17 protein-coding genes and 1 tRNA gene are annotated in these 22320 nt (G+C 46.8%); 12 read left to right on the top strand and 6 right to left on the bottom strand.

What is annotated here, in order from left to right:
* Positions 1-44 precede the first annotated feature (44 nt).
* Positions 45-980, top strand: coding sequence for a M14 family metallopeptidase (locus EYR25_RS15470; RefSeq protein ID WP_133181234.1), 936 nt, complete (start codon positions 45-47; stop codon positions 978-980).
* 162 nt (positions 981-1142) lie between these two features.
* On the opposite strand, the gene adhE is transcribed toward EYR25_RS15470, so the two are convergent.
* Positions 1143-3743, bottom strand: a complete 2601-nt coding sequence (gene adhE / locus EYR25_RS15465) for a bifunctional acetaldehyde-CoA/alcohol dehydrogenase (RefSeq protein ID WP_133181232.1) — start codon at positions 3741-3743, stop codon at positions 1143-1145.
* A 317-nt stretch (positions 3744-4060) separates the two neighbouring features.
* Here adhE and EYR25_RS15460 point away from each other — a divergent pair, with 317 nt between their 5' ends.
* From EYR25_RS15460 to EYR25_RS15410, 11 genes are all read left to right on the top strand, one after another.
* Complete coding sequence (locus EYR25_RS15460) at positions 4061-4693, top strand: YchE family NAAT transporter (protein ID WP_133181230.1); 633 nt, start codon at positions 4061-4063, stop codon at positions 4691-4693.
* Positions 4694-4922: 229 nt separating this feature from the next.
* Positions 4923-6917, top strand: a complete 1995-nt coding sequence (locus EYR25_RS15455; protein ID WP_133181228.1) for a methyl-accepting chemotaxis protein — start codon at positions 4923-4925, stop codon at positions 6915-6917.
* 202 nt (positions 6918-7119) lie between these two features.
* A tRNA-Ser gene (locus EYR25_RS15450) sits at positions 7120-7207 on the top strand.
* 280 nt (positions 7208-7487) lie between these two features.
* Positions 7488-7904, top strand: a complete 417-nt coding sequence (locus EYR25_RS15445; protein ID WP_133181226.1) for a CBS domain-containing protein — start codon at positions 7488-7490, stop codon at positions 7902-7904.
* A gap of 128 nt (positions 7905-8032) precedes the next feature.
* Positions 8033-11914: an ATP-dependent RNA helicase HrpA gene (hrpA, locus tag EYR25_RS15440; protein ID WP_133181223.1), complete on the top strand. Its 3882-nt coding sequence runs from the start codon at positions 8033-8035 to the stop codon at positions 11912-11914.
* Positions 11915-12654: 740 nt separating this feature from the next.
* Positions 12655-12813, top strand: coding sequence for a periplasmic nitrate reductase, NapE protein (locus EYR25_RS15435; protein ID WP_011716898.1), 159 nt, complete (start codon positions 12655-12657; stop codon positions 12811-12813).
* A 41-nt stretch (positions 12814-12854) separates the two neighbouring features.
* A complete protein-coding gene (locus EYR25_RS15430; RefSeq protein ID WP_133181221.1) occupies positions 12855-13112 on the top strand; it encodes a chaperone NapD in 258 nt (85 codons plus the stop codon).
* A 2-nt stretch (positions 13113-13114) separates the two neighbouring features.
* Positions 13115-15604: a nitrate reductase catalytic subunit NapA gene (gene napA / locus EYR25_RS15425; RefSeq protein WP_037431222.1), complete on the top strand. Its 2490-nt coding sequence runs from the start codon at positions 13115-13117 to the stop codon at positions 15602-15604.
* Between the two features lie 10 nt (positions 15605-15614).
* Positions 15615-16100: a nitrate reductase cytochrome c-type subunit gene (locus tag EYR25_RS15420; protein ID WP_133181219.1), complete on the top strand. Its 486-nt coding sequence runs from the start codon at positions 15615-15617 to the stop codon at positions 16098-16100.
* A gap of 8 nt (positions 16101-16108) precedes the next feature.
* Positions 16109-16696, top strand: a complete 588-nt coding sequence (locus tag EYR25_RS15415) for a cytochrome c3 family protein (RefSeq protein ID WP_023268039.1) — start codon at positions 16109-16111, stop codon at positions 16694-16696.
* 141 nt (positions 16697-16837) lie between these two features.
* On the top strand, positions 16838-17149 hold the full coding sequence (locus EYR25_RS15410; protein WP_243729899.1) for a hypothetical protein: 312 nt from the start codon (positions 16838-16840) through the stop codon (positions 17147-17149).
* 112 nt (positions 17150-17261) lie between these two features.
* On the opposite strand, the gene crr is transcribed toward EYR25_RS15410, so the two are convergent.
* The 5 genes from crr to EYR25_RS15385 all read right to left on the bottom strand — a co-directional run bounded on the left by crr (position 17262) and on the right by EYR25_RS15385 (position 22057).
* Positions 17262-17771 (bottom strand): PTS glucose transporter subunit IIA, encoded by a 510-nt coding sequence (gene crr, locus EYR25_RS15405; RefSeq protein WP_023268041.1) that lies wholly within the window; start codon positions 17769-17771, stop codon positions 17262-17264.
* Between the two features lie 71 nt (positions 17772-17842).
* On the bottom strand, positions 17843-19546 hold the full coding sequence (ptsP, locus tag EYR25_RS15400) for a phosphoenolpyruvate--protein phosphotransferase (RefSeq protein ID WP_133181214.1): 1704 nt from the start codon (positions 19544-19546) through the stop codon (positions 17843-17845).
* A gap of 29 nt (positions 19547-19575) precedes the next feature.
* A complete protein-coding gene (locus EYR25_RS15395; RefSeq protein WP_023268043.1) occupies positions 19576-19833 on the bottom strand; it encodes an HPr family phosphocarrier protein in 258 nt (85 codons plus the stop codon).
* Positions 19834-19856: 23 nt separating this feature from the next.
* Entirely contained in the window at positions 19857-20252 is a 396-nt protein-coding gene (locus EYR25_RS15390) for an ACT domain-containing protein (RefSeq protein ID WP_039978536.1), read from the bottom strand.
* Positions 20253-20419: 167 nt separating this feature from the next.
* Entirely contained in the window at positions 20420-22057 is a 1638-nt protein-coding gene (locus EYR25_RS15385) for a methyl-accepting chemotaxis protein (RefSeq protein WP_133181212.1), read from the bottom strand.
* Positions 22058-22320: the final 263 nt, after the last annotated feature.

Below are 22320 nucleotides of genomic sequence, written 5' to 3'. Positions count from 1 at the left end.
CTTTAACCATAAGACCAAAACATAAAATCAGAAGAAGAGAACCTATGGCGAATGTGAGTTTTTACCCAATCGGGACAGTCGGTGAAAAATGGGGCGATGCCGAAAAGGCTGCATGGTTTGCTAGCACGCAAATTAAACGTTCTTACCAAGACAATGTTGTCACACCACTAAAAGCGATGGAATCACAACTGGCAACATTGGGGCTGAATATCGTGCAGTATGGGGCGCTATCGATTGCTCCTGCGCGTTATCCCTTATTTGCGGTCAAATCTGCAAGCTTCGATCCAAACAAGATAACTGTGTTAGTCACAGGCGGCGTACACGGCTACGAAACCAGTGGTGTGCATGGCGCCTTGGCTTTTTTGGCTAACAACGCGGCTCACTATGTTGAGCGGGTAAATCTTGTGGTCGCTGTATGCGTGAGCCCTTGGGGTTATGAGACCATCAATCGTTGGAACCCGAAAGCTATCGATCCAAACCGCTCCTTTTACGCCAATAGTCCCGCTGAAGAGTCGGCAGCACTGATGGCACTGGTAGCAAGCGTTCCACAAGGTTTTGATGTGCATGTGGATTTACATGAAACCACCGACTCGGATGAGGATGAATTTCGTCCAGCCTTGGCCGCGCGTGATGGCAAAGACTTTATCCCTGGCACCATTCCAGATGGTTTTTATGCCGTAGGCGATACCGAAAATCCGCAGGATGCCTTCCAGAAGGCGATTATTGATGGGGTGAGCAAAGTGACTCACATCGCGCCCGCAGATGGCAAGGGTGAGATTATTGGCTCGACAGTGGTGCAACACGGAGTGATCAACTACCCATTAAAAGCGCTAGGTTTATGCAGCAGTGTGACGGGCTGTATTTATAACACCACCACAGAAGTGTATCCCGACAGTCCATCGGCCACGCCCGCAGAGTGCAATTTAGCCCAAGTCGCGGCGATTACCAGTGCTATCGACTATGTATTAGCACTGAATTAATTGAGTTTGTTACTTATTTGATATCAAGCTCGCAAGTCAATCGTAACGTTTTTTACTGTGCAATCAATTGATTTTGCTTAAGTTAAAATGATAAAAGCCCTCAAACGAGGGCTTTTGCATTTAACGTTTTTTTTGTTCCCTAAACGCTATATCCACTAAGCACTATTGCTCGGTGAAGGAGCGACCATAGTAGCTGTCGAGTAGTAGCTGTTTTAGCTCGCTAATTAGCGGATAACGAGGGTTCGCGCCAGTACATTGGTCATCGAAGGCATCCTCGGCAATCATATCTACTTTGGCGAGGAAGTCGGCTTCGTTGACTCCCGCTTCTTGGATAGATGCTGGAATGCCCAGCGTCTTCTTGAGTTGCTCGATTTTTTCCAGCAATTTCTCGACTTTTTCCGCATCTGAGTTTCCACCTAAGGCTAAATGATCGGCAATGGCCGCGTAGCGACATAGGGCTTTTGGCCTGTCGTATTGGCTGAATGCGGCTTGCTTAGTTGGTAAGTCAGTCGCATTAAAGCGGATAACGTTACTGATCAGCAGCGCGTTCGCCAGCCCGTGGGCTAGGTGAAACTCGGCGCCCAGCTTGTGGGCCATAGAGTGGCAGATCCCAAGGAAGGCGTTGGCAAAGGCGATACCGGCTATGGTCGCACCATTGTGCACTTTTTCACGGGCGATAGGGGATGCGGCGCCAAGTTCATAAGCATCGGGTAAATATTTGCACAGTAGGTCAAGTGCTTGCAGAGCTTGACCATCGCTGTATTCATTCGCCATTACACTGACATAGGCTTCGAGAGCGTGGGTGATCGCATCGATTCCGCCGAAAGCGGTTAAGGATTTCGGCATATCCATCACCAGATTTGGGTCAACAATCGCCATGTTTGGGGTGAGTTGATAGTCGGCGATGGGGTATTTTTTACCGGTTTGTTCATCGGTCACCACGGCAAAAGGTGTGACCTCAGAGCCAGTGCCGGAAGTGGTCGGGATCGCCACCATAGTCGCTTTGACGCCCATTTTAGGGAATTTATAGATACGTTTACGGATATCCATAAAACGCAGGGCTAAATCGGCAAAGTCGACATCGGGATGCTCGTACATCACCCAAATAATCTTGGCCGCATCCATGGGCGAGCCACCGCCTAAGGCGATAATCACATCGGGTTTAAAGCTATTGGCGACTTTGGCACCTTGGCGCACTGTGGCCAGTGTAGGATCGGCTTCTACCTCGTAAAACACTTCGGTTTCAAGACCTTGGGCTTTTAAAATTTTTAAGGTTTCGTCGCAATAACCTTGGTTAAACAGGAATCTGTCGGTCACTACGAGGGCACGTTTTTTATCGCTCAATTCTTCAAGGGCAATAGGTAAGCTGCCGCGGCGGAAGTAGATAGATGAAGGAAGTTTGTGCCACAGCATGTTTTCAGCCCTCTTAGCGACGGTTTTTTTATTGATTAAATGGCTTGGGCCGACGTTTTCTGAAATTGAGTTTCCGCCCCAAGAGCCGCAACCTAAGGTGAGTGAGGGAGCGAGTTTAAAGTTGTACAGATCGCCAATTCCGCCTTGTGATGCTGGGGTGTTGATTAGAATTCGCGCGGTTTTCATTCTAAAACCAAAGGTTTTGACCCGCTCGGTTTGGGTGTCTTGGTCGGTATATAAGCCGGATGTGTGGCCAATGCCGCCTAGGGCAACTAAGGCTTCGGCTTTATCGACGGCGTCGTTGAAATCGGTGGCGCGGTACATGCCAAGTAATGGTGAGAGTTTTTCGTGGGCAAAGGCTTCTGCCTCTGTGATATCGGTGACCTCACCAATTAATACCTTGGTGGTGTGGGGGACATCAATTCCTGCCATTTGCGCTATGGTTGCGGCGCTTTGGCCAACGATATCGGCATTTAAACCGCCATTTTTAAGGATGACTTGTTGCATTGCAGCGGTTTGCGCAGCATTTAAGAGATAACCACCATGGGTGGCGAAGCGCTCTTTGACTTGCTCGTAGATGCTATCGACCACAATCACCGCTTGCTCTGAGGCACACACCACACCGTTATCGAAGGTTTTAGACATCAAAATCGAGCTGACCGCGCGTTTTATATCGGCGGTTTCATCAATCACAATCGGCGTGTTACCCGCACCCACGCCAATGGCGGGTTTGCCAGAAGAGTAGGCCGCTTTCACCATGCCTGGGCCACCAGTGGCGAGGATAAGGTTCACTTTGGGGTGTGTCATCAATTGATTTGAAAGTGCCACACTGGGCTCATCAATCCAACCGATAATGTCCTTGGGCGCACCGGCGGCTATGGCGGCATCTAACACCAGTTTAGCCGCAGTGGTGGTCGAGACTTTTGCCCGCGGGTGAGGGGAGAAAATAATCGCATTACGGGTTTTAAGGCTGATCAACGCTTTGAAAATGGCGGTGGAGGTGGGATTGGTGGTGGGGACAATCCCACAGATAATGCCCGCGGGCTCGGCGATAGTGATGGTGCCGAAGGTGGGGTCCTCGGACAAAATTCCGCAGGTCTTTTCATCTTTATACTTGTTGTAAATGTACTCGGAGGCAAAGTGGTTTTTAATGACTTTGTCTTCAATCACCCCCATTCGGGTTTCGGCGGCGGCCATTTTCGCGAGCGATATACGTGCATCGGCGGCGGCCAATGCGGCGGCGCGGAAAATCGCATCGACTTGGGCTTGGCTAAAACTGGCATATTCGGCTTGCGCTTTGGCCACGCGCTCGACCATGAGATCCAGTTCTTGGGCATTGGTTACTGTCATGATTAAAACTCCTAAAAAGATTTAGGGAATGTGCGATTCGCTAAATCTTCTTTATGATGAAAAATTACACCTAAAGCCTAAGTGAAAGTGTGACGGCACAATCAATTTAGCGCTTTTATGTAATAAAAATACAGTAACTATGATCTGTTTTAACCTCTTTGACCTAAAATGAGTCGAGTATCTAAAGCAGCTATTACTCAAACTTGTGATTTAACCTCAAAAATCTCATTTTTCAGTCATCTGTGCTTAAGCTACTATACTTGCCCTTACGGTTAGTTTGATGAAATTGGCGTGACACGCACAATAAGGACTGCAACTTGGAGTTAACACTTTACGTTAAATTTTTTCTTGGCTTAGTTGCCATTATCAACCCCATTGGTTTGTTGCCAGTGTTTGTGAGCTTAACCAGTCATCAAACCGAAGCCGAACGTAACCATACGGGGAAAGTGGCTAACTTTGCGGTGGTGGTGATCCTGCTGGTGACCATAGTGGCGGGGCAACATATTTTGAATATGTTTAGCATTTCACTTTCGGCTTTTAGGATCGCTGGCGGCACCTTGATCGCGATTATTGCGATGTCGATGTTGCAGGGTAAATTGGGCGAAGTGAAACGCAACCAAGAGGAAGATCGCGAATCTTCGGCCATGGAGTCAGTGGCTGTGGTGCCGTTAGCCTTGCCGTTAATGGCAGGCCCAGGTGCTATCAGCTCGGTCATCGTGTTTGCCGCAGAGCATAATTCATTGTCAAATTTTATTGCGATGTTTATGACAGTGATTATTTTTGGCTTGGTGAGTTTTGCACTATTTAGAATGGCATCAATTATTTACAAGATTCTTGGCAAAACGGGTATTAACGTAATCACCCGTCTGATGGGGTTATTAATGCTTTCCATCGGTATTGAAGTCATTGCGGCTGGTATTAAAGGTTTATTTCCACAACTTTTTAGCTAACCAGTGAATGCGGGTTGAAAATTTCGCCCGCATCTTCTCCCTAGATCTCCTTTCGTTTACTTGCGTCATTGAATACTTACATTCAGCTGGCAAAGATCCAAATATTTAAGTCTATGTTTTTATGATGATTAAGAATCACTAAATTAGTGATTCTTTGTCGTTATCATTACTATCCTGTGCTATACATAGTAGGTCAGATAGATAACCGTAAATTGACTAAGGATTTTTTATGAAATGGCAATGGATTGGCAACCTCAGCTTAAAGCAAAAATTACTCATGGTTGTATTGCCACCTCTCTTAGCGTGCTTTTTGTATGGAGCTTTGTTTCTCATTGAAAAGTATGAATATCGTCAAGAGCTTAAACTTGTGGTGCAGTTGAGTGAATTGGCGGTGACTAACAGTAACTTTGTACATGAATTACAAAAAGAACGGGGCATGAGTGCGGGCTTTATTGGTTCATCAGGCAAAGCCTTCGCTGCAAAGATCCCTACGCAAAGGCAATTAACCGATACCCAGCTTAAACATTTCCAATCTTTTATCGAAAACCACAGTTTACCCTTAGTTTTTGCGCCTAAATTACGTGAATTGAATACCCAACTCGGTCGATTAACCTCGATTCGTTCGCAGGTTGATAGTTTATCAATCAGTGTCGCAGATGAAGTTAGCTACTATACGGAGCTAAATAGAGAATTACTCGCAATAGTCGATGAGACCGCCAAAACTGGCGCGAATCAAGAGATTGCGATTAAAGCTGCGGCATTTAGTGCTTTTTTACAAATGAAGGAAAGAGCAGGGATAGAACGAGCAGTATTAAGTTCGACCTTTGGTCAATCAGGATTTAAACCAAAGGTTTATGCAAAGTTTATCACCCTAGTTTCAGAGCAAAACAGTTATTTAGAGCGCTTTAACGCATTAGCCTCATCTTATCTTATTGATGCGATCAACAGGTTACAAAACTCTAATGAAGTCAAAGAGGTTGAAGCTCTGAGACAAATTGCATTTGACCAAGATAATCAAAAAATTCAGCAACAAAACCCAGAGGACTGGTTTGCAAAATCAACCGCTCGGATAGACAGTTTACGGGATTTTGAACAGCAGGTTTCAACAGATCTTTTGAAGGTTACCCATGAACGTCTTGCATCGGCTAATCAACAAATGTTCTTTGTGTTAGCGACCTTAGCCTTAATTCTGATAATTGTGCTGTTACTGAGCTTATCTGTGATTCGCTATCTACACTCCAGCGTGCATCACCTTTACTCTACCGTTACCCAAGCAAGGAAACACTACGATCTCAGCGTCCGCTTAAGTCACAGCAGCCAAGATGAGTTTGGCGAACTTGCCTTAGCTTTCAATGACATGATGAGTGATTTTGAAAATGTCATATTGCAAGTTCGCGCCAGTGCCAGCAAGTTACAACAAGCGGTTGAACAAATGGATGTTTGTACCCATGCAATGGAACAAGATGTCATGGCTGGTCACAGTGAGGCAGAGCAAGTGGCATCCGCCATGACCGAAATGAGTGCGACAGTTGCCGAAATCGCGAGTAATGCTGTACATGCTTCTGAAGCTTCACATTCGGCAAATCAAGAGGCCAAAACTGGTAATCTTGAAGTGGGTAGAACCAGCAAAGCGATTAAAGCGCTTGCCGATGATATTAATGGTGCATCACAAGCGATCAATGAACTCGACCGCGAGATCCACGGTATTGTAGTCGTATTAGATGTGATCAGCGGCATCGCTGAGCAAACGAATTTGCTGGCACTCAACGCAGCGATTGAAGCGGCCAGAGCGGGCGAAATGGGCAGAGGTTTTGCTGTGGTTGCCGATGAGGTTAGAAGCTTAGCCCAACGTTCCCAAGCCTCGACTTCTGACATAAAAAACATGACAGATAGATTAAAATCCGGCGCGAGTATGGCTGTAAAAGCCATGGAACGTGGGCTATCGCAGGCAAATACTAGCGTTCAAGAAGCGGAACAAGCAGGGCTTGAACTTAAACGTATTGTTGAACAAGTCGATATCATCAACCGCATGAATGAACAAATTGCTACCGCGACACACGAGCAATCTGCTGTTTCTGAGGATGTGAATCGTAACGCATTGAAGATAAGTGAAATATATTTGAATACTCAACGTATCTCCGATGAATTGAGGGAGTTAACTAAGGCATTGACCTACGATGCCGATCTTATGTCTAAGGAAGTCCATAAATTTACAGTAAAATAGCCTTAGCGCACATTTTACCCTCAGACATCAGGCGGTTTGCTTAGCAATTGTGCAACCGCCTGAAATCCTCTCTTTTTTACTTGACCGTCCTTATGCTTTTGCGTACAGTACCGCTCCGTTAACAGCGAATGCTAAATGAGTTAGTTAAGCGTGTTGTGATCAATGTGAATGATAAACACATAAAAATATATCCAAACAATCTGGTGAGATGTCCGAGTGGCCGAAGGAGCACGCCTGGAAAGTGTGTATACGGAAACGTATCGAGGGTTCGACTCCCTCTCTCACCGCCAAATTTATGCAAGGGGAATCAGTATGTTACTGGTTCCCCTTGTTGCTTCTGGGCCAAATCTGCGTATTTCTGTCCGCTCATGTCTGTATTAAATCTCTTATCTTTCTGTGTGCTCAATAGCGTTATTCATTAATTATCCAAAGAATCTCATTCTGCATCAGGGTTATTTAACCTTCAGATAAGTTCAATCGGTATTAATCGCTTAACACTCGCGAGATCTTGACTAGACTACAAAAGGAGGCTTTAACTGTGTTTGTTAAGGATATAGAAAGGGGAACATCATGGATTCAATAAAAGTGCGCGACCATATGGACCGCCAGCCCGTGTTACTACGCGCCAATATGTCGCTGGCTACTGCGGTTGAAAAACTGTTAGACAATAACAAGATGGGTGCCGCTGTCGTGGATGATAACGGCGATTTAGTGGGATTTTTATCCCAGCAAGATTGCTTAGCTGTCATGCTTAAAAGTAGTTATCACTGCGATATGACGGCAGTGGTAAAAGACTGTATGCGCACCGAAGTCTTGTATGTCGGTCCCGATGACAGCATTTTGCAATTAGCAGAACAGATGCTTGGCCCTAAACCTAAGATTTATCCAGTGGTTGAGCAGGGCAAAGTCGTTGGTACAATAAACCGCACCAATGTGCTGCGTGCCGTGAATGTTTATATGCAACAATGTTACTTAGCCCCCGCCTAAGCTCTAAGCGCTAAGCTCTTCAAAACGGGATTAATTTGCCTATTTTTCATCCTTTTGAGGCCAAATTAGTCGTACCAATACGTCACGTTCCTTGCTAGGATCGCTGTTTTCGATGCTAGCAATGGAATTTGGTTTTGAACTCTGACAAACATCCGCTATCGAGCGACTTTCTCAAGCAGTGCTTTCAAAGTGATGCCTCGCGGATCCGCCGCCGTTTATTTAAGCTCAATAAAGAAGCCGATTCTGACAAGAAAACCCAAGAGTTAGCCAAACTGGCCGAGCAGGCGCAAGCAGCGTTCGAAAAGGTCGAGCAGCGTCTTAAGGCGCGCCCGAAAATCCAATACCCAGATAATCTGCCCGTTAGCGGCATGCGCGAAGAGATCGCTAAAGCCATCAGTGAAAACCAAGTGGTGATCATTGCGGGTGAAACCGGTTCGGGTAAAACCACGCAACTGCCTAAAATCTGTTTAGAACTGGGCCTTGGCAGCCGCGGTTTTATTGGTCATACCCAGCCGCGCCGTTTAGCGGCGCGCAGCGTGGCGACACGTGTTGCCGAGGAATTACAAAGTCCGCTCGGCGAAGTCGTCGGCTTTAAGGTGCGTTTTGCCGATGCCTTAAAGAGTGAATCCTATATTAAGCTGATGACTGATGGGATTTTACTGGCGGAGCTAACCTCGGATCGCTATTTAGATCAATACGATACTATCATTATCGACGAGGCGCATGAACGTAGCCTCAACATCGATTTTATCTTGGGTTACCTCAAGCAAATCTTGAAAAAACGCCCCGATCTTAAGATCATCATCACCTCGGCGACTATTGATGTTGAACGTTTCTCTAAGCATTTCAATAATGCACCTATTATCGAAGTCTCTGGCCGGACCTATCCGGTGGAAACCCGTTATCGCCCGCTGGTGCAAGATACTGAAGCGGATCTCGACCAAATCGAAGGGATTTTTGCCGCCGTTGACGAATTAGTCGCCGAAGGCTTGGGCGATATTCTGATCTTTATGAACGGCGAGCGCGAAATTCGTGATACTGCCGAGCAGCTAAATCGTCGCAATTACCGCGATACCGAGATTTTGCCGCTGTATGCACGCCTCTCCTACGGCGAGCAGTCTAAGGTATTCAGCAGCCATACTGGCCGTCGCATCGTGCTTGCGACTAACGTTGCGGAAACCTCGCTGACAGTGCCAGGTATTCGTTATGTGATTGACCCTGGGACTGCGCGGATCAGCCGTTACAGTTATCGCACTAAGGTGCAGCGCTTGCCCATCGAGCCTATTTCACAGGCCAGTGCCAATCAGCGCCAAGGCCGCTGCGGCCGTGTTGGCCCGGGTATTTGTATTCGTTTATACGATGAGGCGGATTTTAACAGTCGTCCCGCGTTTACCGATCCCGAAATCCTGCGCACAAACTTAGCCTCGGTGATTTTGCAGATGCTCGCCATCGGTCTTGGCGATATTGCCGCGTTCCCCTTTATTGAGCCGCCCGATCCGCGCCATATTCGCGATGGCTTCTTACTGCTTGAGGAATTACAGGCAGTTAAACAGCAGAAGGGCAATATTGTGTTAACGCCGCTTGGGCGTCAGTTATCGCAGATCCCGGTGGATCCGCGTCTGGCTCGTATGGTGGTGGAAAGTCATCAGCTGGGCTGTTTGCAGGAAGTGCTAGTGATTGCGGCGGGTCTGTCGATTCAAGATCCCCGTGAGCGCCCCATGGATAAAAAGCAGGCGTCCGATGAGGCTCATCGCCGTTTTGCCGATCCCCATTCTGATTTTGTCAGCTGGGTGAATCTATGGCAGCACTTAAAAGAGCAGCAAAAGGAATTATCCGCCAGCCAGTTCCGTAAAAAATGCCGCGACGAGTACTTAGCTTACCTGCGAGTGCGTGAATGGCAGGATTTATATACTCAGCTAAAACAAGCGGTTCACGATTTAAAGTGGCGCTTAAATGACACTCCAGCCAACTACGATGCGCTGCATCGTGCGCTGTTATCGGGTCTGCTTAGCCATATCGGTTTTAAGGACAATAACAACGAATATTTAGGTGCGCGCAATCGTAAGTTTTTTGTGTTCCCAGGCTCACCGCTGGCAAAAAAAGGCCCGAAATGGATCATGGCGGCGGAGCTCACCGAAACCTCTAAGTTGTTTGCTCGCTGCTGCGCCAAAATTGAGCCAGAGTGGCTCGAGCCGTTAGCGGCGCATCTGATTAAAAAGAATCACTTAGAGCCGCATTTTGAGGCGAAACAGGGCAGTGTGATTGCCTTTGAAAACCAAGTACTCTACGGTTTGACCGTGGTGCATCGCCGCCGCGTACAATACGGGCCGATCAATCCTGTTGAAGCGCGGGAGATCTTTATCCGTAGCGCGCTCGCCGAAGGGCAGTTACAGACCAAAGAAGCCTTCTTTATCGCTAACCAAAAGTTATTGGAGGATGTCGAAGCGCTCGAGCACAAGTCCCGTCGCCGGGATATTTTAGTCGATGAGCAAGTGTTAATGGACTTTTACGAGCCGCGCATTCCCGAGGGCATCTATAACGCGCCTAAGTTCTTTAGCTGGTGGAAGGAAGCACGCCGTACTCAGCCCGATTTACTCGATTTTAATAAGTCACTGCTGATGCAGCGCAGTGCCGATCATATCTCGGCGCTCGATTTCCCCGACACTTGGCACAAGGGCAATATCCGTTTGCAATTGAGTTATCACTTCGACCCCGCGGCGAGTGATGATGGCGTCTCTGTGCATATTCCGGTGGCGCTACTCAATCAAATCGATGATACGGATTTCGATTGGCTGGTGGCTGGGATGCGAGAGGAGAAATGCGTTGCGCTGATTAAGTCTTTACCTAAGGGGCTGAGACGTAATTTTGTGCCTGCGCCCGATTATGCCCGCGCCTGCGTACAGGCGATGCAGCCCTTTAGCGCCAGTTTACTCGACGCCATGTGCAAACAGCTGCTGCGTATGAGTGGCACGCGCGTCAATCCCGAAGATTTTGATGTCACCCAAATGCCCGCGCATTTGCTGATGAACTTTAAGATTGAGGATGATAAGGGCAAGTTAGTGGCACAGGGGCGTGAACTCGATACCTTAAAGGCCGAGTTACAGGGCGTGGTCGCTAAGGCGATTCGTCAAGTGGCGGATAAGGGGATTGAAAAGGAAGCGCTCACCGAGTGGTCCTTTGGCGACTTACCTAAGCAATTTGAGCAGCGTAAGGGCAACTATCAAGTACGGGCTTTCCCTGCACTGATTGACAATAAAGACTCAGTTGCTATCAAATTATTTGATGATGAATTTGAGGCACAGGCGGCGCATCGTCAGGGTCTTCGTCGTCTGCTGTTACTCAATATTCCATCGCCAGTAAAACACCTTCAACAGGCACTGCCAAACAAGGCAAAACTGGCGATGTATTTCAATCCATTTGGCCAAGTACAAATTCTGATTGATGACATCATTGCCGCAGCCGTGCAGCAATTGCTCGATGAAAAGGCGTTGGATGTGCGCGATGCTGCTCAGTTCGAACAGGCCAAGGATTGGGTGCGCCAAGAGCTAAATCCTACCGCCGAGCAAATCGCCTTAAAAGTGGAGCAGATTTTGACGCTCTATCAAGGCATTAAAAAACGGACAAAGGGAAAAATTAGCTTAGATATCGCTTTTGCGATGAGTGATATTCAAAGCCAATTAGACCAATTAGTGTTCAAGGGATTTGTCGAAGCCTGTGGTTGGAATCGCTTAGCGGATGTGGCGCGTTACTTAAAGGCGATTGAAACCCGTATCGATAAACTGCCCGTCGATCCGACCCGTGACCGTTTGCATATGCAGAGTATCACTAAAGTGCAGGAGGCCTTAGCGGCGCAGCTTGCTAAGGTGCCACGCTCACAGCCCGTGCCTGCGGCACTGATTGAAGCCCGTTGGATGATTGAAGAATACCGCGTATCTTGCTTTGCACAGGCGCTGGGAACGGCTTATCCCATCTCGGAAAAGCGTATCTTAAACCATATCCTGCTAAGTTAATGATGCTGATACATTACTGATTTAATCTGTAAATTCAGTTAGTTGAGCGCAATGCATCATCTATAACATTAAAAGCCGAACCTTAGTATTCGGCTTTTTTATGGCTCATTTTCACCTAACTACCACTAGCCGCGACAAACATGCCACTGACGGCGTAGATTTTTGCTATGGGCTATCGTTATGGGCTTTCACTACGGGCTATCGCAGGCCACTAACCCTAAAGAGCAAAGCCGATGGCGAATAAATTGGCCGAATGACTTTTAAAAGATCTAAAAATTGATGGGTCAATTAGCCAATAAGGTAGGGGATTTAGCAGTATCTTGAGTGAGTTAAGGCTTTGACGAAGATGTTAAGACAATTTCGCCGTGGATAATTGGTAATTTGCGCCTTCCTTTACCATCCCCTAATACTCCTTAAGGTATATTTTGTTTAAAACTTGTACGATTTAGTCGCCTTACGCCTATCTCTTTCCCATGCTTTAGCAATTGGTTAATAAGAAAACATAACCAATCAATCTGTTTACAATCTAAAAAAACGCTCAAAAACCATGATCTAACTAAATCTATCACCAAATTGATGATCTGGATCAAGCATCAAAGGGTTTACCGATTTGGAGGTATACAGTTTGTTAACACCTTAACGCTATGATCATTTCGTGGATTAAAGATGTAATTGAGATACCTATAAATCCTGCATTGGTCAGAGCAATCCATCACAGGAACGAACCTCTTGGAGGACGCATGAGTGCTAACAGCGCAGCAGAAAAATCCTTAGAACTGAAAATTTTTATCTTTTTAACCGTATTTCTCGCCCCCCTCTTATCCGTGTTGTTGGTGAGTGGATTGGGATTTGCCATATGGTTTAGCCAAATCTTCACCGGCCCACCGGGTGCCGGTTGAGGTCCAAAGAACAATAACAACATGAATAAGCGGAGTGTCGGATGAGCAAAGAGCTGCATATCACGAGTCTCGTGGTGCAAGTCATGCCAAATAAGATGGCGGATGTTAGACAACACATTATGGCGATTGAAAACGCCGAACTCTCTGTCAATAACGAAGTGAAACTCGTCGTCGTACTTGAAGGTGACTCCCAACATGCCTTGATGGACGGTATCGAACAGATTAATGCCATTCCTGGCGTCTTGTCCGCCACTATGGTTTACCACCAGAGTGAAGAGCTCGAAGAGGGTGAAGAATGAACATGAATAGACGTGACTTTATCAAAGCCAATGCGGTGATTGCAGCAGCGGGCGCCGCAGGCTTAGCGCTGCCGGCATCGGCGAGCAATTTAATCACCAGCTCAGAACAAACCAAATTAGAGTGGAATAAAGCGCCTTGCCGTTTCTGTGGAACGGGTTGCTCTGTGATTGTTGCGACCCGTGATGGCAAAGTGGTTGCCACCCACGGCGATGCAAACAGCGAAGTGAACCGCGGCCTTAACTGTATTAAAGGTTACTTCCTGTCGAAAATTATGTACGGCAGCGATCGTTTAACCACGCCAATGCTCAGAATGACCGACGGCAAATACGACAAGCACGGTGAATTTACTCCCATTAGTTGGGATAGCGCTTTTGATATCATGGCGCAAAAATGGAAAGAAACCCTTAAAGCTAAAGGCCCGACCGCAGTTGGGATGTTTGGCTCGGGGCAGTGGACCGTTTGGGAAGGCTATGCCGCGGTTAAACTGATGAAGGCGGGCTTTGGCTCTAACAATATCGACCCGAACGCGCGCCACTGTATGGCGTCCGCCGTTGTCGGCTTTATGCGTACCTTCGGTATCGATGAGCCTATGGGTTGTTACGACGATATGGAAGCGGCCGATGCCTTTGTGCTGTGGGGCTCTAACATGGCCGAAATGCACCCCATCCTATGGACTCGAGTGACTGACCGCCGTTTAAGCGCATCCCATGTGAAGGTTGCAGTTTTATCGACGTTTGAGCATCGCTCCTTCGACTTGGCAGATTTACCGATTGTATTTACGCCGCAAACCGACTTGGCCATCCTAAACTTTATCGCCAACTACATCATCCAAAACGATAAAGTAAACTGGGACTTTGTGAAGAAGCACGTGAACTTCCGCCAAGGTACCACGGATATCGGCTACGGTTTACGTCCAACCCATCCGCTGGAGCAGAAAGCCAAAAACGTGAAAACGGCAGGGGATTCGACTCCGATTGATTTCGATACCTTTAAGGCCTTTGTCGCCGAATATACGGTGGAGAAGGTCAGCAAGATGTCGGGCGTGCCTGAGGCTAAACTTATCGAGTTGGCCAAACTCTATGCTGATCCCGAGACCAAGGTCACTTCCTTCTGGACCATGGGCTTTAACCAACATACCCGCGGTGTGTGGTGTAACAACCTGATTTATAACATCCACTTACTGACAGGTAAGATTTCAACTCCCGGTAATAGCCCATTCTCGTTAACCGGTCAACCTTCTGCCTGTGGTACGGCCCGTGAAGTGGGAACCTTCTCCCACCGTTTACCCGCCGACATGGTGGTGACTAACCCTGAGCATAGAAAACACGCCGAAGAAATTTGGAAGATCCCCAGTGGCATTATTCCGCCAAAACCCGGTTATCACGCCGTCGAGCAAAACCGCCGCTTAAAAGATGGCGACTTGAACTGCTATTGGGTGCAAGTGAACAACAATATGCAGGCGGGGCCGAATATCAATGAGGAAGGCTTACCTGGCTATCGCAATCCGGCCAACTTTATTGTGGTGTCCGATGCCTATCCCACTGTCACGACTCAGGCTGCGGACTTAATTCTGCCAACCGCAATGTGGGTTGAGAAAGAGGGCGCCTATGGTAATGCCGAGCGTCGTACTCAATTCTGGCATCAAATGGTGCAGGCGCCGGGCGAATCCCACTCGGATCTGTGGCAGTTGATGGAGTTCTCTAAGCGCTTTACGACCGATGAAGTCTGGTCGAAGGAAGTCTTAGCCGCTAACCCACAATTTAAGGGCAAAACCTTATTCGAAGTGCTGTACAAAAACGGCAACGTCGATAAGTTCCCGCTGGCCGATACCGATCCTAAGTATTTGAACAATGAAGCTAAACATTTTGGCTTCTATGTCCAAAAAGGCCTGTTTGAAGAATACGCCACCTTTGGCCGTGGCCATGGTCACGATTTAGCACCTTTCGATGCCTACCACGAAGCCCATGGTATTCGCTGGCCCGTTGTTAATGGTAAAGAAACCAAATGGCGTTTCCGTGAGGGCAGCGATCCTTATGTTAAACCGGGCTCAGGCTTTGAGTTCTACGGTAAACCCGATGGCCGCGCAGTGATTTACGCCTTGCCTTTCGAGCCGCCAGCAGAGTCGCCAGACACTGAATACGATATGTGGTTATCCACCGGACGGGTGCTCGAGCATTGGCACTCAGGTTCGATGACGCAACGCGTGCCAGAGCTTTATCGTGCCTTCCCCGATGCAGTGTGTTTTATGCACCCAGAAGATGCGAAAAAACGCGGTTTACGCCGTGGGGATGAAGTGCGCGTGGTGTCTCGCCGCGGTGAAATCAAAACCCGTGTCGAAACCCGTGGCCGTAATAAACCACCTGTGGGACTCGTGTTTGTACCTTGGTTTGATGCCAGTCAGCTCATTAACAAAGTCACCTTGGATGCGACAGATCCACTGTCAAAACAAACCGACTTTAAGAAATGTGCCGTGAAAATCGTCAAGGTATAAGGAGTACAGGATGAAAACATTCAAATTAGTCTCAGCATTCAGTGTGCTTGCCTTCTCCACCCTGATGATGACCAGCGTGACTGCGGCGAGCATTCCTGAGGACAGAATCGATACTTTGCGTCAGGCGCCAATTAACGTTGAGCCAAACCCGCCCGCCATGCAGGCGGTGCTGAACAAAGATATCAAAGAGATGCGTAACTACCCGATGCAACCTCCGGTGATCCCGCACAAGATCGACGGCTATCAGCTCGATCTTAAGGTTAACAAGTGCATGTCCTGCCATGCCAGACACCGCACTGGGGACTCCCAAGCGCCTATGGTCAGCGTGACTCACTATATGGATAGGGATAACAACTTCTTAGCTGAGCTTTCGCCAAGACGTTACTTCTGCACTCAGTGCCATGTGCCGCAACTGGATGCCAAATTACTAGTCGAGAACGACTTTGTGGATATGGATCATCTGATTAAATCGAACACTGAGCAGAAAAAACACTAGGAGTCAGCATGTTAGATAAACTCAAAAAGATCTGGCAAGTTCTCAATCGTCCGAGTGTGCACTACAGTTTAGGGTTTTTAACCTTAGGTGGCTTTGTGGCGGGGGTGATCTTCTGGGGGGGCTTTAACACGGCGCTTGAAGCCACCAACAAAGAAGCCTTCTGTATCGGTTGCCATGAAATGGAAAATAACGTCTATCAAGAGTTACAGTCGACTATCCATTTCACGAACCGCAGTGGTGTGCGTGCGACTTGTCCTGACTGCCATGTGCCGCACAACTGGACCGATAAGATTGCCCGTAAGATGCAGGCATCGAAAGAAGTGTGGGGTAAAGTGTTTGGTACCATCAATACCCGCGAAAAGTTTGAGAACAAGCGTCGCGAACTGGCCGAACATGAGTGGGCGAGACTAAAGGCGAACGACTCGCTTGAGTGCCGTAACTGCCATAACTTTACCTACATGGACTTTACTAGACAGTCGCCACGCGCTGCCCAGATGCACTCAACATCCTTAGCCAGTGGTGAGAAAACCTGTATCGATTGCCATAAAGGGATTGCCCATCATCTTCCCGATATGGCGGGGGTTGAAGGCTTCTAAACTCGACTCACATTCCATCTCCAGCCAAAGGCCAAGTGCTCTCCACACTTGGTCTTTTTATGTTATTATCTGTTTGAAAAATATAAACTATTAGATAAGTTGACTCAGGTGCTGATGAACAATACCAAATGGCGTGAATGTATGAACATTCTCGCCTCTCACAGTGTTTATTTACAAATGCGATTGGTTGGAGAAACTGATTTTCCATTAGACCATGAAGTATCAAATCAGGCGATTTCCCATATTGGGGCTAAGGACTGCATATTTGTCAGGCGTGTTATTGCCTATAAATCTATTGCAGGTATTCGGATTGTGAAAACACATTTACCGCCTTCAGCGACAACGATATCCGGGGAGTTGTTTGCCGAGATCAAAGCGCAACTATCAGGGGTAGGGCAATTATCACTTGCGGAAGATCCTGAGTTTTTAACTCTTTATGGCTATTCGTTATAGAGGGAAAATAGCGTCCTAGGCTAAATTTAACCACCGACAGTCTAATTAGACTGCCAGCGGTAATATCAACAAGTGAGGGGAGTTGGATGAGGGATGCTTTAAGCTGGGGAGACTAAAGCTGTACCGTAAAAATAGGATCTTTCCCTGCGGTCACGCAGCCCTGAGCTTTATCGAGATATTTAACATCTTCCATATTGGCAAGTACTACAGGGGTTAGTAGGCTATCGACTTGATCTTTTAAGTATTCAATATCGAAAGATAAAATAGGATCGCCCACTTTTACCACTTGTCCTTCTTCTGCCAAACGACTAAAACCACGTCCTCTAAGTTCTACTGTTCCTACACCAAAGTGCACAAACAGTTCTAACCCTTGTGGTGACTCAATGCTAAAAGCGTGATTTGTTTCAAAAATTTTACCGATAGTGCCGTCTATTGGTGCGACAATGGTGTCTCCTTTTGGGGCGATAGCAATACCGTCACCCACAATTTTCTCTGCAAACACCACATCGGGAACCTTTTCAATCGCGACAATTTCCCCATTGACAGGAGCATAAACCATAATGCCACCAGCAAGTTGTGGCTGTCCCGATACCAATCGCCTTATGCGGCTTAAAAATCCCATAATCCGATGCCCCTTCGCTTGTTTTTGTTGTTATCTTTTGGTCTGCAAAGCAGCATAACCAATAAAATGTTTTATTTATAGTTTGTTATACACTGCTGAAGATCTGAAATTCTATTCTGTTGTGTTGCACTGTGCGCTAACGCAGAAAATTTCGCCAATTCCCCTTGGCAAATCGCCGCTTTCACCTCAAGCAATGAGTTTAAATTAACACTCAGTTCATCCAATCCCATGCCTATAAGCAGGGGGACCAATTGTGGTGAGCTGGCTAATTCACCACAGAGTGAGACTGTTACCCCAGCGGATTTTGCCTGCATGATAGTCATCTTGATCAGCGCTAATATTGCAGGTGAAAGTGACGGGTAATCCCGTGTGAGTTGCGGATTGGTGCGATCCGCCGCCATAGCGTATTGGGTTAGGTCATTGGTACCTATGCTGACAAAATCCAGCATGGGTAGCATAGAAGCTAAGTTCATCACCGCGGCGGGCGTCTCGACCACAATACCGTAACTCAGTTCTCCATAACCCTTTTCTTCATCCTCAAGGGCATCTTGGCATTCAGCTATTAACGCAAAAATACGGTCGAGCTCTTCAACTTGATTTACCATTGGAAACATTAAACGAATAGGGCCATGGTTGGCTGCTCGCAAGATGGCTCGGAGCTGGGTCTTGAAGAGTTCTGGGTGCGCTAAGGTGTATCTCACTCCACGCATACCTAACGCCGGATTATCCTCTACTTCTTGACATAAGCAGGGCATTTCTTTATCTGCGCCAATATCTAATGTTCTAATCGTAAAGGTTTTTCCTCCAAGCGCATGTAAAGCTTCACAGTAAAGATTGTACTGGGCCTTTTCATCCGGCAGGGTGCTGGTATGCATTAACATAAACTCGGTGCGGAACAATCCTATCCCATCAGCCCCTTCATCTTGAACGTGGGTTATCTCATTTAAATTACCGACGTTTGCCATCAGACCGATTTGATGACCATCGCGTGTTTTTGCCGGAACATCACGATATGCCTGAAGGGCTAAACGTCGTGCCTGTTCATGGTGCAGAGTAACCGTTAATCTTGCCTGTTGTTCAGGCTGTGGATTGACAAAGAGTTCACCACTGAGGGCATCGAGCACTAGGGGAGTGCCATTTGGGATTAACTCGGCATCAAACTGGCAGCTAAGAATGGCTGGAATACCTGCTGCTCTAGCCAAAATGGCGGTATGACTGGTGAGGCCACCCGTTTTAAGCACTATGCCGCTGATCTGCGCTTTAGGGAGTAAAGCAAACTCTGCCGGAGTCAGATCCTGAGCCAAGAGTATAGTTGGCTCCGACAGATGGGCTAATCCCTGCTCTAGACGTCCATTAATCGCCGTTACTATGCGTTGTCCGAGGCAGCGAACATCTTGGGCGCGATTTGCAAGGTAAGGATCGTCTAAGGATTCGAGTTCATTTGCTTGATGTGCGAATATCCGCTCAACAGCGACACTGGCAGAAAGTTGTAGGGTGCGGATAGCTTCTTTAACTTGTGCTATCAGCTCGTCATCTTCGAGCAGTAATAGATCGGCTTCAATCAGTTGATAGTTTTCACTTTCGGGTTCGAGCTTTGCCAAACTCAGACTGAGCTGCTGCTTGAGTGCCTGTAATGCTTTAAGAAATTTACTTTGCTGCTGGGGGATCCTAGAAAGCGGAATAGGGCGATAATCGAGGTGGTTTTCGCTATGGCTTAGGTGCAAAGCCTTACCGAAGGCTATACCCGATGACACTATAATCCCCGTTATCGACATAGTTATTCCTAATATTATTGGGCGATTTGTTAACTTAGGGTAATCAATAAGGTCGAGACTTTTTCGACGGCTTCCTGTGCCTGATCTCCCTCGGCGAAAACTCTGACAGTTACGCCGTGGTACAAACCTAATGTTTGCAGTTTAAATAAGCTTTTGGCGCTGGCTTGCTTGCCGTTACATTCAACTAAAACGTCACAATCGAAGGTTTTTGCTTCTTTCACCAACAGTGCAGCAGGACGGGTATGAATACCATGTTTGGCCGTGATAGTGACAGATTTTTCGTACATAGTGGCTTAACTCTTTAACGTGATTACGGCGCTTCGTTTGACTCAATAATTTTATAACTCGCCTTTCTTAATGCAGTAATGGCATTTTGAAGACAAGTTTTCTTGACGAGAATATAGTCGGTATCGAAGGTGGATAGGGCGAAAATACTAATTTGCGCATCGGCGAGTGTACTTGCTATTTTTGATAAAATGCCCGTCATTGAAAAACCCAGTGGCCCGAGCACTTCTAAACAACTCCACCCCATTTCTTGCTCTAAACTGTCGAGTTCGAGTTCACTCGGTACAACCAGAGTGAGACCTTCTTCAGTTTTACCGATAAAGTAGACCTTTTCGGTAAAAACGTGACTTGGAATTTGCGCATTAGGGCTAAAGCTGTGGATGCTGTACTGCCGCGGGTGTACGGCTAAGGTCATACGCATAAACGTTTCCTCAATCGACATATTTGTGCAAGTTATAAATTTACCTTATAGCATGAAATACAGCATAAAAGACATGAATAATGCTTTTTAACTTTCGGCGAATTTTAAACGAAAAGAGGACGTATTAATACGTCCTCTTTTGGCATCTGATGCAAGGTTTCGTTAGATTAGATTTTAAATTGGCCTAAGGTGCGAGACATATCTTGGCTAATATCCTGCAAAGATTGCGCTGCTTGGCTGTTACTGTCATTAGCTTTGACTGAGACTTCCGTTAACTCCGAAATATTGCAGATATTGCGATTAATCTCTTCTGTTACTAAGGATTGCTCCTCAGTCGCACTTGCCAGTTGCGTGTTCATATCACTGATATGGGCAATCAGTTCAAGAATTGTCGCCATCGCATGACCGGCTTCTTGCACTTTCGCTTGCAATTCTTCCGACTGACGTTGTGTTTGGCTGTTGCTTTGCATCACCGAACCCACACCAGTTTGTATTTCAGAGATGATTTTTTGGATCTCATTGGTGGAGTCTTGAGTACGGTTGGCGAGTGCTCTAACTTCATCGGCGACTACCGCAAAACCACGTCCATGGGCTCCCGCACGCGCAGCCTCAATGGCCGCGTTGAGAGCGAGTAAATTTGTTTGTTCAGCAATCGCACGGATCACATCTAAAATACTGCCAATTTGACCAGATGCGTGCCCCAGTTTTTGAGTGATGGCTTCAGCAGCCTTAAGTTCTAACACTAACTTCTCGGTGTCACGGACGGTGTTATCAATCACACCTTTGCTTTGTTGAGCTTGGTTTTTCACGCTGGTTGCTGCATCTGCAGCTTGTTGAGTGTTACTCGCCATTTCATGGGTGGTGGAAAGCATCTGATTAACCGCGGTAGCCACGCTGCCTGTTTCACGGTGAATATGCTCGGCACTTTGGTTGGACTCTTCAACGGCAAGCATCAAAAGTTTGGCATCGTTGTCTAAGGTTTGTCCTAAGGGTTGTAAATGGCCCACCATATCACCAATTTTTTGGGCAAATAGATTAAAGGCGCTAGCGAGATGGGCTACTTCATCTTTACCTTTGGTATTAAGGCGTTGACTCAAATCGCCTTCGCCTTGAGCGATATCTTCAAGCGCATCAATCGCATCATTCAGCGGTGAGGTGATTGAATGATTCAGCACAAGGAAGAAGCCAAAAATGGGCACAGAAATCAAAAACATGATAATCAGATAATCGATCATCACATTATCAAGACTCTCTTTGACATCGCTTAAGTATGCGCCAGTAATGACAGTCCAGCCCCATTGTGGGTAATAGCGGGCTTCAGCGAGTTTATCCTCAACCTTTTTAGACACTGGGTTTGCAATGGGATACTCCAGCATCGCCTTTCCATTTTGCCTAGCTTGAGACAACATCGTTATCAGTGGGTTAGTACCATTGGGAAGCTTAAAGTTTTGCGCTGAGGTGCCTATAAGACTGGGGTTTTCACCATGGGCAAGGATTTGGTTGCTATCGTCAATAACAATAAAATAACCCACACCAGCATAACGTGTCTGGTCAATAAGGCTTGCTGCAGCCTGTTTGGCTTCCGGTTCAGTGAGTTTGCCACTGACTGCATACTGTCGATAAACGTCAATAACACTGAGAACACTGCCAAGCTGGCCATCGATTTGTAGCCATTTTTGTTCAATCAAATTACTGTATTGTTCCTTGATTGAAAAACTAGCAAAGCAGACAGTACCAATCGCCGCCATCACTAACATCATCATAAGACGTTTCAAAATGGTGAATTGGCGTAAAAACGTGATCATTTGGAGTCCTTAAGGCGCTTAACGAGTGGGCTTCAATATACCTGCGAATGATTTTTTATAGAATATAAGCGTATTAAATTTCATGTAAAGTCGTAGGGAATGTAGGGTTTCTTTGATCTTAAGCAGGATCTTAGCTTGCACTTAAACTGATTGATGATTTTATCGCTCATTTTTGCGGACTTTTGGCTAGCCTAAATCTGTACAGTGAAGTATTTATTAAATTCAATAACTTACATCTTGTTAACGAATAATATTGTGTTAAA

The sequence above is a fragment of the Shewanella decolorationis genome, assembly GCF_004354305.1.
Taxonomy (GTDB): Bacteria; Pseudomonadota; Gammaproteobacteria; order Enterobacterales; family Shewanellaceae; genus Shewanella; species Shewanella decolorationis.
This window is presented reverse-complemented; position numbering and strand designations above follow the sequence as displayed.

Bases quoted from the DNA above. Each gene is read 5' to 3' on its own strand.
- EYR25_RS15415 (WP_023268039.1), top strand. From the start codon at position 16,109: ATGTTAGATAAACTCAAAAAGATCTGGCAAGTTCTCAATCGTCCGAGT.
- EYR25_RS15395 (WP_023268043.1), bottom strand. From the start codon at position 19,833: ATGTACGAAAAATCTGTCACTATCACGGCCAAACATGGTATTCATACC.
- EYR25_RS15410 (WP_243729899.1), top strand. From the start codon at position 16,838: ATGAACATTCTCGCCTCTCACAGTGTTTATTTACAAATGCGATTGGTT.
- EYR25_RS15430 (WP_133181221.1), top strand. From the start codon at position 12,855: ATGAGCAAAGAGCTGCATATCACGAGTCTCGTGGTGCAAGTCATGCCA.
- EYR25_RS15470 (WP_133181234.1), top strand. From the start codon at position 45: ATGGCGAATGTGAGTTTTTACCCAATCGGGACAGTCGGTGAAAAATGG.
- EYR25_RS15445 (WP_133181226.1), top strand. From the start codon at position 7,488: ATGGATTCAATAAAAGTGCGCGACCATATGGACCGCCAGCCCGTGTTA.
- ptsP (WP_133181214.1), bottom strand. From the start codon at position 19,546: ATGTCGATAACGGGGATTATAGTGTCATCGGGTATAGCCTTCGGTAAG.
- EYR25_RS15455 (WP_133181228.1), top strand. From the start codon at position 4,923: ATGAAATGGCAATGGATTGGCAACCTCAGCTTAAAGCAAAAATTACTC.
- napA (WP_037431222.1), top strand. From the start codon at position 13,115: ATGAATAGACGTGACTTTATCAAAGCCAATGCGGTGATTGCAGCAGCG.
- adhE (WP_133181232.1), bottom strand. From the start codon at position 3,743: ATGACAGTAACCAATGCCCAAGAACTGGATCTCATGGTCGAGCGCGTG.
- EYR25_RS15435 (WP_011716898.1), top strand. From the start codon at position 12,655: ATGAGTGCTAACAGCGCAGCAGAAAAATCCTTAGAACTGAAAATTTTT.
- EYR25_RS15390 (WP_039978536.1), bottom strand. From the start codon at position 20,252: ATGCGTATGACCTTAGCCGTACACCCGCGGCAGTACAGCATCCACAGC.
- crr (WP_023268041.1), bottom strand. From the start codon at position 17,771: ATGGGATTTTTAAGCCGCATAAGGCGATTGGTATCGGGACAGCCACAA.
- EYR25_RS15385 (WP_133181212.1), bottom strand. From the start codon at position 22,057: ATGATCACGTTTTTACGCCAATTCACCATTTTGAAACGTCTTATGATG.
- EYR25_RS15420 (WP_133181219.1), top strand. From the start codon at position 15,615: ATGAAAACATTCAAATTAGTCTCAGCATTCAGTGTGCTTGCCTTCTCC.